Below are 15043 nucleotides of genomic sequence, written 5' to 3' on the forward strand. Positions count from 1 at the left end.
AGAATATGGGGTAAAATTCAAACACAATGACCAAGGTTAATATTATGATCTGTCAGGACTTACGAAAAACTCCAAGGTCAAGGCAAAAATTTTTTTAACAAAGAGATTGAGTGTTTTTCGTAAGTCCTGTCTGTTTTTAGTTATTTCAATCTGGAAAAGTCCTGAACAAATAGGCTCAGTCGTATGGAGTCAATTGCTTTTTCCGGGTTCAAATTTAGGAAGTAAATAATGGTTTATAGAAAAATGCTTAAATCAAAAATTCATCGTGCTTGCGTCACGCAAGCGGACCTGGACTATGAAGGAAGTATCACCATTGCACCCGAGCTTTTAAAAGCGGCAAATATATTGCACTATGAAGCGGTCAATGTTTGGAATATCACTGCCGGGACCCGATTTGAAACCTATGCCATTACCGGCGAGAAAGGTTCAACAGATATCTGTGTCAATGGAGCTGCAGCTCATTTAGTAACCCCTGGTGATCTGGTTATTATTGCTTCTTTTACACAAATTCTGGAAGAAGATTGCGCGGCACATGAACCTACTGTTGTTTTTGTTGATCAATTCAATCGTCTGAAAGAAATCAGACCTGAAAGAATCGGTGTTAAAAGTAGAATACCTTACCCCGCTTGAACTTGCTCCCATATTAATCTGATTCTTCTACACATCTCTGAAAATCGAGTACTGTACTGTCTTCGACGTCCCGTGGATAAGCCACGGGGCGTGGATATGATCAAGAGACTGCGTATAAACGGGAGTGTATCCTGTTCGTCAGGCAATGATCAAAATTAGAAAAATCAAATGGAATAGTTTATTCTATGATCTCAGCATTCAACCCCAATGAGCTTTATGTTAATTCATTTAATTGAATTACGTCGCAGAGGAATTTATACCCTTCTCTGGTTTGGCGCTTTAGCTTTATTGTTTTTTTTCATATCAGACAAACTGTTTCATGTTCTGGTAAGGCCGTTATTGCAATCCTTACCAAATCAAGAGGGCTTGATTGCCACACAGATTACCTCCTCGGTTTTCACTCCTTTAAAACTTGCCATGGATGTAGCCTTGTTACTCACTGCTCCGTTTGCTTTATTGCAACTTTGGCGTTTTATGCGTCCAGGACTCTATAAAAACGAGCAGGAACAAATCAGAGGAACCATCATACTAAGTCTTTTGCTCTTTGTATTTGGAACACTATTCTGCTTTTATCTTGTCCTGCCTTTTATGTTTCAGTTTTTTGCTCAGGCCCTTCCCAAAGGAGTGCGACTCATGCCTGATATGGCTTACGCCATAGACTTCATTACACGCATGTTGCTTTTGTTTGGTTTTTCATTTCAGGTTCCACTCATTTGTCTTGTACTGGTAAAAATTCATTTTACTACGGTGTCAACTCTTATAAAAATCAGGCCTTATGTGATAGTAGGTGCGTTTATTGTTGGTATGCTGCTTACTCCTCCTGATGTCTTTTCTCAAGTTGCACTGGCCTTGCCCTTGTGCTTACTTTATGAGGCGGGGATTATTTTAGCCAGGATTTATGGCAAATCCCCCACACCCACTTTAATTCAATAAACTCAAGTTAAACCGAAAAATACCGATATGTTTATCATGATGCTCAAAAATGGAGCCTCTTATGGATAAAATAGCCAAATTCAATATCGGGGATCTGGTTATTCATAAACGAATCAGATACCGGGCAATAGTGATTGATGTGGATCCTATATTTCAAGCCTCAGGAAAATATAATCCCCGGGCAACTCAGCATGAATTCGCAACAAGAAATCCTTGGTACCGGCTGTTAGTCGATGACAGCAGCCAAATCACTTATGTTGAGGAATGCCAGTTACTTCCTGACACCAGTCAGGAACCTATCAATAACCCCAATATTGATGATTATTTAATCAAAAGAAAAGGTAGTTATCAGAAAGCCATCCCGTCTCACTAGCTTATGCAACAAGACCTATTACTTGATATATTAGGCCTCTTGCATAAGCTGTATCTTTGTTTTAGGGCAAACATTGAGAGGAGCGGAGTTGACATGCAGTAAATGAATTCCGCAGAAACGCAGCAATAAAATGAAAGAGGCAGCTTAGACAAGAGGTGTATTATGTATTTCGCAACATCAATACCAACAAAGCAATAAAGCCTATTAAAATCAGACCTAAAACCCCCATTGTCATAAAGCTTTTGCTCATATTTTCCTTGCTAAATTGCTCTGGGCTTCCCTTAATAAATCGGTACAATATAAAAATAATCAAGCCTGCGCCAATAATTCCTAAAATTTGATATAAAGTTTCCATTAATTTACTCCATTGCACTCAGTTTTTTGCGTCATCTGTTTTGGATTCAAAACTAAAGGCATCTGAAAACATCTGGGTAGGCGATACGCCATAACCAACCAAGGTATCACGAGTACTGTACACCATATCGAAAGGACCACTGATGACGATTTGCCAATCTCGCAAAACGTTTGAATGCCTGGCAAGAACCCGCGAAGCCAAAGTATCCTCACTTTTATCGGATAACAGCGAAAAATATTGGAAGTGGCTGGCATGAGACCGCCAACTCCTTACCTTTTCATCCATGTATAAATCACCTTGAGATCGTGCTCCCCAAAATAACTCAAATGGCCTGGTATCCGAATTTGCCAGTAATTGCTCAATCATTGCTTTAATTGGTGCGAATCCAGTCCCACCAGCAATGAATAAAATAGGCTTTTGGGGATGTAATTTATCAATACTGCATTCACCCAAAGGTAACCTTAATTGCAAAGCTCCATATTGTTTGATATGAGCCAACAATGATTGATGGTAATCATTATCCTGGCTATGGCGAATATGCAATTCATAACGATGAGAACCTAAAGGCGCATTCGCAATTGAATAACTAAACGCATCCTCTGCAAACAGGATTTGCAAATACTGACCAGCTTGATAGTCGACGTATTCATCAGGCATTAATACCAATCGCACGATACTGTCCGTTAAAGGAGAAATGTCCTCCACCTGAGCTTGAATTATTTTATCTGTCATTATTTTAATCCCAATAAGGACCAATAACCATTTACTCTATTAAGCACATCCTCATCCATCGTAATTGGTTTACCCCATTCTCTTTGTGTTTCCCCTGGCCATTTACTGGTTGCATCCATACCCATCTTAGAACCCAGTCCTGAAACCGGGGAGGCAAAATCCAGATAATCAATGGGCGTATTTTCTACCATGACGGTATCGCGGGCCGGATCCATGCGTGTCGTCATTGCCCATATGACATCTTGCCAATTACGCGCGTCCACATCATCATCACAAACAATGACGAACTTCGTGTACATAAACTGGCGCAAGAAAGACCAAATAGCCATCATAATACGTTTGGCATGTCCTGGGTATTGCTTTTTTATAGTGACAACGGCCAAACGATAAGAGCATCCCTCTGGCGGCAAGTAAAAATCCACAATCTCGGGAAATTGTTTTTGCAACAAAGGAATGAACACTTCATTTAAGGCAAGGCCCAAAATAGCCGGCTCATCTGGGGGTCTCCCGGTATAAGTACTGTGGTAAACAGGCTTATCACGATGAGTAATACGCTCTACCGTAAAAACGGGAAAAGATTGGACTTCATTATAATAACCGGTGTGATCGCCATACGGTCCTTCTGGTGCCTCATTTCCTGGCTCAAGATACCCTTCCAAAATAATTTCTGCGCTGGCTGGAACATGCAAGTCACCCCCTATGCATCGAGTCAGCCGAGTTCGTTGCCCCCTAAGCAAGCCCGCAAAAGCGTATTCAGACAAGCTATCAGGAACTGGAGTAACTGCTGCCAGTATGGTGGCCGGATCAGCGCCTAAAGTCACTGCAATGGGAAAGCGTTCTTTAGGATATTCTTGTTGCCAGGCCTGATAATCCAAAGCCCCCCCCCGGTGAGATAACCAGCGCATGATCAATTTATTTTTACTTAACAGTTGCTGGCGATAGATACCCATGTTTTCTCTGGATTGGTGGGGACCACGAGTAGTCACCAAACCCCAGGTAATCAAAGGAGCCACATCTCCTGGCCAACACGTTTGAATGGGCAATAACGTTAAATCCACTTCATCCTTTTCCCATACATGAGTCTGGCACTCTGCCCCACTGACATATTTGGGTGCCATATTCAGTGCCTGTTTCAATAAAGGTAACTTGCTAAAAGCGTCTTTGAATCCTTTAGGAGGATCTGGCTCTTTTAAAGCGGCCAGTAACTTCCCCACTTCCCTTAAAGCGGCAATAGACTCTTCACCCATACCCAAAGCAACTCGCTCCACTGTACCAAAAAGATTGGTTAGTACAGGCATATCGTAATTGGGTGTATTGGTAAATAAAAGGGCCGGCCCCCCTGAGCGCAACACTTTATCGCTGACAACGGTCATCTCAAGATGAGGTGATACTGGATAGTCAATACGTTTTAATAATTCGCGTGATTCAAGTTGGGCTATGAAATCTCTCAGATCTGAATATTTCATTAATTATCTCAAAAAAGAAGCTTGACGTAAGCCCTTCCCAGCACAGCATAAGACGGGCTATGAGCATGAATTATAAACCTGAAAACAGAACGAATTTAGACCCCGAATTATGCTGTGCTAATGACGGGGTTAATCATTTAAATTATTCCTGACGCTTCATCGCATCAAAGAATTCGGCATTTGTTTTATGATTTTTCATGCGTTCCAACAAGAATTCAATCGCATCGCATTCATCCATGGATTGCAAGATTTTACGCAATATCCACGTGCGTTGTAATTCTTCAGGGCTCAACAAGAGATCTTCACGACGAGTACCCGAGCGATTAATGTTAATCGCAGGGAAAACCCTTCTCTCAGCAATATTACGACTCAGGTGGATTTCCATATTACCTGTACCTTTAAACTCTTCGTAAATCACTTCATCCATTTTGGAACCTGTGTCTACCAGAGCGGTTGCAATAATGGTCAAGCTGCCGCCTTCTTCTATGTTACGTGCCGCACCATACAATCTCTTGGGCCTTTGCAAGGCATTCGCGTCAACACCACCAGTCAGTACTTTACCTGACGCTGGTACAACCGTATTGTAAGCTCTGGCCAGGCGAGTGATTGAATCCAGCAAGATGACCACATCACGTTTGTGCTCAACCAGGCGCTTTGCTTTTTCTATTACCATTTCAGCAACCTGGACATGGCGATTGGCAGGCTCATCAAAGGTACTCGCAACAACTTCCCCTTTGACAGAACGTTGCATTTCAGTTACTTCCTCAGGACGTTCATCAATAAGCAAAACAATGAGGTAACATTCAGGGTAATTTTTTTCTATGGAGCGGGCAATGTTCTGCAACATCAGAGTCTTACCTGCTTTCGGAGGTGACACGATCAAACCACGCTGACCACGGCCGAAAGGAGCACACAAATCAACTACTCTTGCTGTTAGATCTTCTGTACTGCCATTACCTTGCTCCATAACCAGACGCTCGGTAGCAAATAAGGGAGTTAAGTTTTCAAATAAAATCTTACGCTTTGCACTGTCCGGTGTATCATAGTTAATTTGATCAACCTTTAATAAAGCAAAATAGCGTTCGCTGTCTTTGGGTGGACGGATTTTACCAGAAATAGTATCTCCCGAACGAAGACCGAAACGTCTGATTTGACTGGGAGAGACGTAAATGTCATCAGGACCTGCCAGATAGGAGCCATCAGCGGAACGCAAGAAACCAAAACCATCAGTCAAAACTTCCAAAACACCATCGCCATGGATATCTTCCCCTTTTAAAGCATGGGCTTTAAGGATGGCGAAAATGATGTCTTGCTTGCGCATACGGGAGGTATTTTCCACACCCATCTCTTGAGCGATATTAACGAGATCGGCAATAGGTAATTGCTTAAGTTCACTAAGATTCATACTTCTCACTTGATTTGTTGTTTAAATGAATTGAATATCCGAAGAAAAAATTATGTTAGGGAGTAGCAGCTAAGGAATCCGCTGCCAATGTGGCTCACTTGTTTTAAAGTATGTCACATATAGCTACAGGCTATCACAGCTTTACAACAAGATCCAACATTTTAAACTAAAAATAAAAAGTTATTTTGACTTTTTTGATTTTAACTTTTAAATCTTTAAGAAAAAATCCCTTTCATAGCTTAATTTTAACACAAACGTCATAAAAAAAGATAAAAGCCCTGTAAATAAATTTTCATCTCAGGGCTTGTTAATTTTTAATACAATTACAGGTGGCTTTCAACAAAAGCACTTAATTGGGATTTAGATAGCAAACCCATTTTAACTGCTTCAACCTGGCCATTTTTAAAAAGAATTAAGGTTGGGATACTCATCACACCAAATTTGGCCGGAGCTTGGGGATTTTCATCGATGTTGATTTTAGCAAACGTCATGTCCTTGCTATGAGCAGCTGCCACTTCTTCCAAAATAGGAGTTAATGCACGACATGGCCCACACCATTCAGCCCAAAAATCAACCAGAACGGGCTTGGATGAATTAATTACATCCTGTTCAAAACTTGCATCGGTTACTGTTTTAATATGATCACTCATAAATAAACCTCTGTTATTAGAAATATAAATGTCTGGTCCAAGACCAGATTTTGCTATTCGATCCAGAATCTTTCCTGCGTATCCTGTGTATTTTGTTTTAGAGCAAACACAAGATTTTCAAAAAGTGTAGTTTACATATAATACTACATAAATACTTGCAATAGAGCTATAAAACAAAAGACGCAGGTTATACCGAGTTGGAAAGAAGTCTATTATAGATCACCTCCGACGGCTTGCAAAACACTTAACGCAGTTATTGCCGCGGTTTCAGTGCGCAATACTCTCGGTCCCAGTGATAAAGGCAAAAATCCATAGTCACTGGTTAATGTAATTTCCTCATCGCTTAACCCCCCTTCAGGACCAATAATCAAGGCAACATCAGGAGGCTGGACAGGATAATCGCGCCATGTCTTGTTAAATGCTGGATGAAGAATGAACCTGAGATGTTCTTTGGCTTCTTTGACAAATTGCTCTAAATAAACTGGCTGTTGCAACTCTGGAATTTGATTACGCCCACATTGCTCACAAGCGCTAATGACAATATTACGCCATTGATGCATTTTTTTTGCCATTTTTTCTTTATCTGTTTTAACCTGGCAGCGCTCGGTAATAACAGGTGTAATGCATGCCACTCCTAACTCAACCGATTTTTGCATCACCATTTCCATCCGTTCGCCCTTGGAAATGGCTTGTGCCAAATGTATCTTTAATGGGGATTCCCTATTCACCTCAAGGACCGAGTCAATTCGAACCAATACTTGCTTTTTTTTAACTCTCTCAATGGATGCTGTAAACTCTCGATTGTCTCCATTAAACAGAGTCAGTTGTTCACCTTGCTCCATGCGCAAGACTACACCGACATGCTGCCCCGCCTCGGGCGATAATTCCAGAAGTTGTCCCGGCTGGTATTCGCCAGGTTGATAGATGCGTATTGTTCTCACAGCCAATTATCCTTGGTTTTAGTAAAAGACACTATAACAAAAATTACCAATTTACGTCTGCTATGCTAGAATTTTGGCGATTGATTTTATTCTTTCCCAAATCGCTGATAAAGCAGCAAGACATAAATAAACATAATCAACAAATTAACTTTGCTAAGGAATTGAAAACATGGCCAAAATACGTGTAGAAACAGACAGCATGGGAGAAATTGAAGTCCCATCAGATAAATATTGGGGCGCCCAAACTGAACGTTCATTGCATCATTTCAATATAGGCAAAGACATTATGCCACGCGAAGTAACCCATGCCTTCGGCATCCTGAAAAAGGCGGCCGCTCTGACGAATCTTGAACTAGGCAAATTGCCAAAAGACAAAGCAGATTTGATTGTTCAGGCAGCAGAAGAAGTGAGCAAAGGCCTGTTGGATGAGCATTTTCCCTTGCATGTCTGGCAAACGGGAAGTGGTACACAATCGAATATGAACGCCAATGAAGTGATTTCCAATCGGGCCATTGAACTGGCTGGCGGCACCTTGGGAAGCAAATCGCCTATTCATCCCAACGACCATGTCAACATGTCTCAATCATCGAATGATACCTTCCCAACAGCCATGCATATTGCCGCAGCTATGGCTTTTAATGACAAATTATTACCTGCTGTACGCAATTTACGTCATGTTTTCGCAGCGAAAATGGACGCTTTCAAAAACATCATAAAAATTGGCAGAACCCACTTGCAAGATGCGGTTCCACTGACTTTGGGGCAAGAGTTTTCAGGTTATGTTGCCCAACTGGATGCCTGCATTCACCGTCTGGAAGAAGTCTTGCCTGAATTATATGAGCTGGCTGCCGGGGGCACTGCTGTTGGAACCGGATTGAACACCCATCCGCAATTCGCCGTCAAAGTCGCTGAACACATCGCTAAAATCACCAAACTGCCTTTTGTGACCGCTCCTAACAAATTCGCCGCTTTAGCTTCTCATGAACCCCTGGTGCATGCGCACGGCGCCATGAAAACTCTCGCCTGCGCATTAATGAAAATTGCCAATGACATACGCTGGCTCGCCTCAGGCCCCCGTTGCGGGATTGGTGAACTGATTATTCCAGAAAATGAGCCGGGCTCATCCATCATGCCAGGCAAAGTCAACCCAACACAATGCGAAGCCATGACCATGGTTTGCGCCCAGGTTCTAGGTAATGACACAGCCGTTGGAATTGCGGACAGCCAGGGCAATTTTGAATTAAACGTGTTTAAACCGGTCATCATATTTAACGTATTGCACTCATTAAACCTGCTCGCCGACAGCTGCCATTCCTTCCAGGAGTTTTGCGCAGAGGGGATAGAACCTAATCGACCAGTGATTGATTACTATTTACATCATTCCCTCATGCTGGTTACCGCTCTTAATCAGCACATCGGTTATGATAAAGCAGCTAAAATCGCCAAAACCGCTCATCATGACAATATTTCATTGCAAGATGCTGCCGTAAAACTGGGAATTTTAACTGCCGAGCAATTTGCTGAGTTTGTGAAGCCGGAAAAAATGATTTCCCCTCAATAAAGAAAGGCAGTACAAAGGTATTAAGACATACTCCAAAAATCGAGTATGTCTTAATACGAAACATATTTGATAACTAAATGATTAGAAAAAATAGATTAGATTACATTTATTTAAATGAATCGCATTTTTTATTTGAGGGACAGCAACGTTTGGTATACAAACATCCCTTAAATGCGGATTATCTCATTAAAATTTCCAAACTGGTAATGAATAAATGGGGAAGCGTGGATTCTATCTCATATAGAAATCGCTATCGTTTTTTGAAATATTTTTTGATAGAACTCAGAGAGCATGCCCGTCTTCGCCTTCAATATACTCCAGGACAAGTACCCTATATCTTTCAAAAAATTATTGGTTTTGCAGACACTAACCTAGGAATGGGGCTCATTGTTCAAACAGAGAAAGATAAATACGGACAGTATGCCCCAACCTGTGAATCATTATTAAAAAATGGCTTGATCAATGAAATAATTTTGCAACACCTTGAAGAGTTTTTATACCATTTACTTGAATCAGACATCTGTATTTATGATTTAAGCCCATCCAACATTGTATACTCCTATACAACTGAAATAGGTCACCACTTTGTTTTGATTGATGGTTTTGGAGATAAACGATTTATTCCTTTAAGTTTTTATTCAAAAAGAATCCGCAGATACCAAAGAAACAAAGCTATAAATAAATTTAGAAATGAAATTCAGCTATCTTAATAACGTCACACCCCTAATATTGGATTACATTTTTTACAACCTATTTTGTTTCATAACTATTCAGTCACCAATCGTTCTTAGAGGTAGAAGCCCATGTTCACTACAATATTAGGAAATATTAGTTATATTGTTTCTTTCAGTTTAAATTATTAAAATCCGAATCGGTAACTCTATCATTTGATTTGTTCCACTATAAATAAAATGAAACATTTATCATTCCTTTTCCCTGACCATAAGATCAGATTTTATGTAAAGTGGACTTTTAACAATCTTGTTTTTGTATTTTGGATTATCTAAAGCTTTCCTATCCTTTGAAATAACAATTAAAGGAGTGCCAATAACATTTCCCGTACTTGACCAATAACGATACATTAAACTCTCCGCTCCAAATACATGACCTCTTTCTACGGAATAAATTTTAGAGATTATACCTTCTGCAAACATTTTGGCTTGGTAAGAAGAAAGTTCACTACCTGTAGCATATTTATCTAGAAAAACAAAGGTAGGGGTAATTCCCTTGGTAGACTCAATTGATCGCGCAATGTCATAAAATTGTTTAGTCAAATCATTGCACGCAATAATTGTTTTAAAGTATCTTTGCTGAATTGATTGTGAACTATTATTGTAAATAATGAATATTGAAGCACTATAAAGAAGAAACAAACTAACATTTTTAGCCAATCAATCCGGTATTTACGAGTGTTTGCCATAAGAGACGCGATCCGGGGTACTAAGACCAAAAATATAGGATCAACCCAATTCAATTTAACCTTATGATTTAAGCTAAAAAGAAAGAAAACTTACCCCGGAACTAAGATAAATATTTTGAACAAATTTCTTGTGGCAGAATTTGCTGCGACTGAATCGTGTTTATTCTTTTTGAATAGTTTCATGAAGGAGAATAGACCTAGTGGCGTAGTGTAAAATATTGTGTATCCAATGATCGAGCGGGTGATCTAGATAAGAGAAATCAAGATGTTGGAAGTAGTTCCAATAATATGCCTCTTCGACCAATAAATCTGATGTATGCATGCAAAATAAACGTATTCCCAGTGAAATATATACGAGATATAAAATATATTAATTAATAAACGTATCGGTTAAACCATTTAACCATCAAGATTTATATACTTGATTGATGACAATCGATCTATCTCCATTTATTCTGCTATACGACTGCTCCAATCTCTAGATAAACGCCTATTGATAATTAAATATCGCAACCCCTTTTTATGGAATAAACAGAGTGGCTAATTTAAAAATCTATTTATCTATAATTTCCATCGCCTATGAACCCACCACCATTGTTCAGGATGCTCTAAAATTAACTTTTCAAGCGTTTGGTTATAGCGCAGGGTATTTTGGTAGATAGCTTGTTCTTTGACTGCATGATATTCCCATTCTATTTCCGGGTAAAATTTAATCACGTGCTTCCCATTGTTTTGCCTGTAACCGGATACGGGAACAACTGGCGTTTGATATTTACGAGCAAAAAAAGCCAAACTTCGGTATGTTCCAGCTTTAACGCCAAAAAACTCGACAGCAATTCCTGATTTATTTTCTAGTTGAGCATGCTGATCCATCGCAAAAAGCACCAACTCTTTATTTTTTATGGCTTGGTTAATTTTTTTAGGTGCGCCAATGCTATCGATAATGGCTAATCCATAATGTTCAATTCTCTTAAATAGCCAGGTTTCTAACCATTTCATTCGAATAGGGCGCCTTATGATATTCACTTGTCCAAATTGAGGTATAAGGCGAGAAAATCCTAATACCGATATTAATTCCCAACTCCCTAAATGGCCTGTCAACAAGAGAGCTCCTTTTCTCTGTTTAATAGCTCTTTGCAAATACTCTAATCCTTGAATTTCAACTTGCTCCTTCAACTTTTTAGAATTTAACCAATTCATTAAGAACATTTCTTTTAACGTAGAGGCTACATGAGAATAGAAAGCCTTTGCTAACCTTGTTTTTTCACCAGGCGTTGCTGTATTTTTAAAAACGATGTCTATGTTATTCAATACGATTTGCCTGCGAATAGGTAAAAGCCAATAGAAAAGAAGCCCTGCAAAAGTAACACGGAGTTTAGATAAATGAGGATTAGCCATGATTTTTCCAACGTTTGTATGACCATAGCCATTGCTCAGGATAAGGCAATAACATATCTTCCAATCTTTTATTATAAAGTTGTGTGTTTTCTATAAGAGCCTGTTTATATTCTGGATTAATTACTCCTTTTACTTCTGGATAAATACACAGGACATGTTGCCTTTTGTTTGTTCGATAAAAAGCAATGGATAACACACATGAGTCATAAAGGGTAGCCAAATAAGCCAGGCTAATATTAGTATCCGTTTTCTGGCCTAAAAAATCAGCAGTTACCCTGTTTTTAATTTTAGAAGAAGGATGAATATCAAAAGGAAAAAACACAATGCCATTATTTTTCAAAGCCGTACGAGTTTGATTCACTGCATTTTTAGCATTAATTATTTTAAAGCCGCAGTTTTCAAATCGACGCAAAAAAATAGAATCCAAAAAAGCAAAACGCAAGTTTTTTCGCACACAATAAAAAACATGATTTTTGCTGTCAAATTTATCAAGAAAAAACAATGGTGCAAATTCCCAATTCCCGAAATGTCCGGTAAATACTATGGTTCCTTTTCCCCTGTTTATCGCATTTTGCAAATATTCAAGACCAATTATTTCAATGCGTTTTGCCAAATATTTTTTACTAGCCAGTGCATACAGGATAATTTCTTTAATACTTGTTATCATATGGGAGTAATAAGCCATGCATAGGCGTTTTTTTTCAGCAGCAGATAGGGAAGATTGAAATACACGATCTATATTTTTTTTCGCATTGCTTCTTTTGTAGGGTAATAAAAAATACGCGCACCGCCCCCACCAGGTCAAGGGAAGGGTGTTTAAATCACGTTTTAATTCTAACATAAATAAAAACTGCCATTTGTTTTGCCCAAACACCACTCCTGCTTACAAAACTTGTTTTAGGCAGCCAGTCTACAATCTAAGCATTTTAAAGTAAAATACTACTTGGATTTACAAACAGGTTTAAGCTAACATCCATTCATCCAATCCTTTTATGAGTGCAAATTGATTAAAAAAAGACAGCTTCGAATTGCCATGATTGCCGGGGAAATGTCTGGTGATTTACTAGGAGCAGGGGTAATTCGTGAGCTCAAAAAACACTTGAAAAATGTAGAATTTATGGGGGTCGGAGGCCCACAAATGCTTGCAGAAGGGTTCCATTCCCTTATTAATATGTCTGAGCTTTCAGTCATGGGGATAAGTGATGTTCTGCGACGCTATCCTCAACTGTATTTTATAAGAGAAAGGCTATTGAGGGCGTGGAAAATTAATCCACCAGACGTATTCATAGGAATTGATTACCCTGATTTTAATTTATCAGTGGAGACACGATTAAAAAAGCAAAATATTAAAACCATTCATCTAGTGAGCCCCAAAGTTTGGGCATGGCGACAAAAGCGTGTGCATTTAATAAAAAAAGCTGTTGATTTAGTATTAACCTTATTTCCATTTGAAGAATCATTTTATCGACAATATGGGGTGCCAGCACAGTTTATTGGCCATCCTTTAGCTGATTTAATTGAAATAAACCCGAATAATGCCACTCTGCGCAAAAAATACAATTACCAGCCAAACGATACCATTCTAGCCGTACTACCAGGTAGTCGAGTCGGAGAAATCAAATACATGGGGCCTTTGTTTCTTGAAGTCATGCGGGAAATTGCAGCTGATATGCCACATGTGCATTTTATTGTTCCTATTGCGTGTCAGGAATTGTACCCTGTTTTCTTTAAACAATTTCAAGCCAGATACAGCCACTTAAAGATTCAAATCATTCAAGGCAACGCTCATGAAGCTATGGCTATCTCTGACGTTGTGTTAACGAAGTCCGGAACGGCAACACTGGAAGCTATGCTACTAAAACGACCCATGGTTGTTGCATTTAAATGGGGAAAACTCACGCATGCGATTATCGCACCACAGGTAAAGATTCCCTATGTTGCTTTGCCTAACTTATTAGCAAGTCAAAAATTAGTACCTGAATTTGTTCAGAAAAAAGCAACTGTTGACCGTATTGCAGAATCCGTTCTCAATTTGCTTGCTTCGCCTAATCAAAGCAATTTAATTAAACAATTTACTGACATTCACCGTACATTAAGACAAAATGCCAATGAAAAAGCGGCTTTCTCCATCCTCAGGATTTTGGAGACTTCTTTGACTTAATTGCCGTTTTTAAAAATCGGATTTGTTTTTGCCAATCACTAATTGATACAGCCGGGTGCCCCCCCACTCTGTCCCCAGATTTTACATTTTTATAGACTTTACCACTGGCTAAAACAGTGGCACCTTTACCAATCTTCAAGTGTCCAATCACCCCAACTTGTCCAGCCAGAGTGACATGCTCCCCAAGCTCTGTACTGCCGGCAATTCCAACTTGAGCGACTATAATAGACCCTTTACCAATCTTGACATTATGCCCAATTTGCACAAGATTATCCAAACGACACCAGTCTTCAATCACAGTATTATCCAAAGAGCCTCGGTCAATGCAAGTATTGGCACCTATTTCCACATGATTGCCAATAATGACCCCACCTGCATGGGGGATTTTATAATGGCCACTTGCGTCACTGGCAAATCCAAAACCATCTTGGCCTATACGAGCGCCTGGATAAATGACTACATGATTCCCTATGACAGCATACCTGATGCTGACATTATCTTCTATAAGGCAATCATTGCCTATGGTTACACCATCACCAATATAAGTATTCACTCCAATCTGGCATCCAGAACCAACTTTCGCGTTATTGCCTATATAAGTTCCATGGGCAATAGAACAGTTGGGGCCAATTACCGCAGAGGTTTCGATTACTGCTGAGGAAGCAATAAAGCCGGCTGGTTTTTCTGAAGGATAAAACGCTTGAGCAATTAAAGCAAACGCCTTATAAGGGTTTTGGTGTACCAGCAGATACATACCATTGGGGGCAAATGTCACATAGTCCGGCCCGATGATACAAGCACGGGCAGCCGTATCCTTTAATTCTTTTACGTATTTTTTTTGATGCAGCATAACCAAATCATTGGCTGTAGCCTCAGAAAGTTTTGCCAAAGCGGAAACAGTAAAGGTGCTTCCTTTGCCCTCATATAGAATAGCACCAGAAATCTCAGCTAATTCCGCTAAACAAAATGGTCCTGCAGGTTTTGTAAATTGATAAAATGACATACAAACTCTAAAAAA

General features: G+C 39.6%; 16 protein-coding genes. 6 read left to right on the plus strand and 10 right to left on the minus strand.

What is annotated here, in order from left to right; all coding sequences use genetic code 11:
• Positions 1-228: 228 nt before the first annotated feature.
• From panD to hspQ, 3 genes are all read left to right on the plus strand, one after another.
• The gene (gene panD, locus EL201_RS15205) at positions 229-630 is read left to right on the plus strand and encodes an aspartate 1-decarboxylase (protein ID WP_027223046.1); all 402 of its coding nucleotides are present in this window, start codon (positions 229-231) and stop codon (positions 628-630) included.
• A gap of 216 nt (positions 631-846) precedes the next feature.
• The gene (tatC, locus tag EL201_RS15210; RefSeq protein ID WP_027223047.1) at positions 847-1563 is read left to right on the plus strand and encodes a twin-arginine translocase subunit TatC; all 717 of its coding nucleotides are present in this window, start codon (positions 847-849) and stop codon (positions 1561-1563) included.
• A 61-nt stretch (positions 1564-1624) separates the two neighbouring features.
• Entirely contained in the window at positions 1625-1936 is a 312-nt protein-coding gene (hspQ, locus tag EL201_RS15215; RefSeq protein ID WP_027223048.1) for a heat shock protein HspQ, read from the plus strand.
• A gap of 160 nt (positions 1937-2096) precedes the next feature.
• On the opposite strand, the gene EL201_RS15220 is transcribed toward hspQ, so the two are convergent.
• The 6 genes from EL201_RS15220 to EL201_RS15245 form a co-directional block, all read right to left on the minus strand.
• Positions 2097-2291: a hypothetical protein gene (locus tag EL201_RS15220; protein ID WP_027223049.1), complete on the minus strand. Its 195-nt coding sequence runs from the start codon at positions 2289-2291 to the stop codon at positions 2097-2099.
• An 18-nt stretch (positions 2292-2309) separates the two neighbouring features.
• Positions 2310-3023 carry an NAD(P)H-flavin reductase gene (locus EL201_RS15225; protein ID WP_027223050.1) on the minus strand — a complete coding sequence of 238 codons (714 nt, stop codon included), beginning with the start codon at positions 3021-3023 and terminating at the stop codon, positions 2310-2312.
• Positions 3023-4489, minus strand: a complete 1467-nt coding sequence (gene ubiD, locus EL201_RS15230) for a 4-hydroxy-3-polyprenylbenzoate decarboxylase (RefSeq protein ID WP_027223051.1) — start codon at positions 4487-4489, stop codon at positions 3023-3025. Before ubiD ends, EL201_RS15225 begins: the two co-directional genes overlap by 1 nt.
• Positions 4490-4631: 142 nt before the next feature.
• Positions 4632-5894 (minus strand): transcription termination factor Rho, encoded by a 1263-nt coding sequence (rho, locus tag EL201_RS15235; RefSeq protein WP_011216778.1) that lies wholly within the window; start codon positions 5892-5894, stop codon positions 4632-4634.
• Between the two features lie 323 nt (positions 5895-6217).
• Positions 6218-6544, minus strand: coding sequence for a thioredoxin (trxA, locus tag EL201_RS15240; protein ID WP_027223052.1), 327 nt, complete (start codon positions 6542-6544; stop codon positions 6218-6220).
• A 212-nt stretch (positions 6545-6756) separates the two neighbouring features.
• The gene (locus EL201_RS15245; RefSeq protein ID WP_080273195.1) at positions 6757-7491 is read right to left on the minus strand and encodes a 16S rRNA (uracil(1498)-N(3))-methyltransferase; all 735 of its coding nucleotides are present in this window, start codon (positions 7489-7491) and stop codon (positions 6757-6759) included.
• Between the two features lie 163 nt (positions 7492-7654).
• Between EL201_RS15245 and fumC the strand changes: the two genes are divergently transcribed.
• Positions 7655-9046 (plus strand): class II fumarate hydratase, encoded by a 1392-nt coding sequence (gene fumC, locus EL201_RS15250; protein WP_027223054.1) that lies wholly within the window; start codon positions 7655-7657, stop codon positions 9044-9046.
• A gap of 77 nt (positions 9047-9123) precedes the next feature.
• The gene (locus EL201_RS15255) at positions 9124-9756 is read left to right on the plus strand and encodes a YrbL family protein (protein ID WP_050598303.1); all 633 of its coding nucleotides are present in this window, start codon (positions 9124-9126) and stop codon (positions 9754-9756) included.
• Between the two features lie 213 nt (positions 9757-9969).
• On the opposite strand, the gene EL201_RS15260 is transcribed toward EL201_RS15255, so the two are convergent.
• The 3 genes from EL201_RS15260 to EL201_RS15270 all read right to left on the minus strand — a co-directional run bounded on the left by EL201_RS15260 (position 9970) and on the right by EL201_RS15270 (position 12705).
• Complete coding sequence (locus EL201_RS15260; RefSeq protein ID WP_027223055.1) at positions 9970-10437, minus strand: hypothetical protein; 468 nt, start codon at positions 10435-10437, stop codon at positions 9970-9972.
• Between the two features lie 590 nt (positions 10438-11027).
• Entirely contained in the window at positions 11028-11864 is an 837-nt protein-coding gene (locus EL201_RS15265) for a lysophospholipid acyltransferase family protein (RefSeq protein ID WP_027223056.1), read from the minus strand.
• Positions 11857-12705, minus strand: coding sequence for a lysophospholipid acyltransferase family protein (locus tag EL201_RS15270; RefSeq protein ID WP_027223057.1), 849 nt, complete (start codon positions 12703-12705; stop codon positions 11857-11859). The genes EL201_RS15265 and EL201_RS15270 overlap by 8 nt, the downstream gene beginning before the upstream one ends.
• Positions 12706-12867: 162 nt before the next feature.
• On the opposite strand from EL201_RS15270, the gene lpxB reads away from it, so the two are divergent.
• Positions 12868-14025: a lipid-A-disaccharide synthase gene (gene lpxB / locus EL201_RS15275; RefSeq protein WP_027223058.1), complete on the plus strand. Its 1158-nt coding sequence runs from the start codon at positions 12868-12870 to the stop codon at positions 14023-14025.
• Here lpxB and lpxD read toward each other — a convergent pair.
• Positions 13997-15028, minus strand: coding sequence for a UDP-3-O-(3-hydroxymyristoyl)glucosamine N-acyltransferase (lpxD, locus tag EL201_RS15280; RefSeq protein ID WP_027223059.1), 1032 nt, complete (start codon positions 15026-15028; stop codon positions 13997-13999). The two genes, lpxB and lpxD, sit on opposite strands and share 29 nt — an antisense overlap.
• Between the last annotated feature and the right edge of the window lie 15 nt (positions 15029-15043).

Source organism: Legionella pneumophila subsp. pascullei (assembly GCF_900637585.1).
GTDB lineage: Bacteria > Pseudomonadota > Gammaproteobacteria > Legionellales > Legionellaceae > Legionella > Legionella pascullei.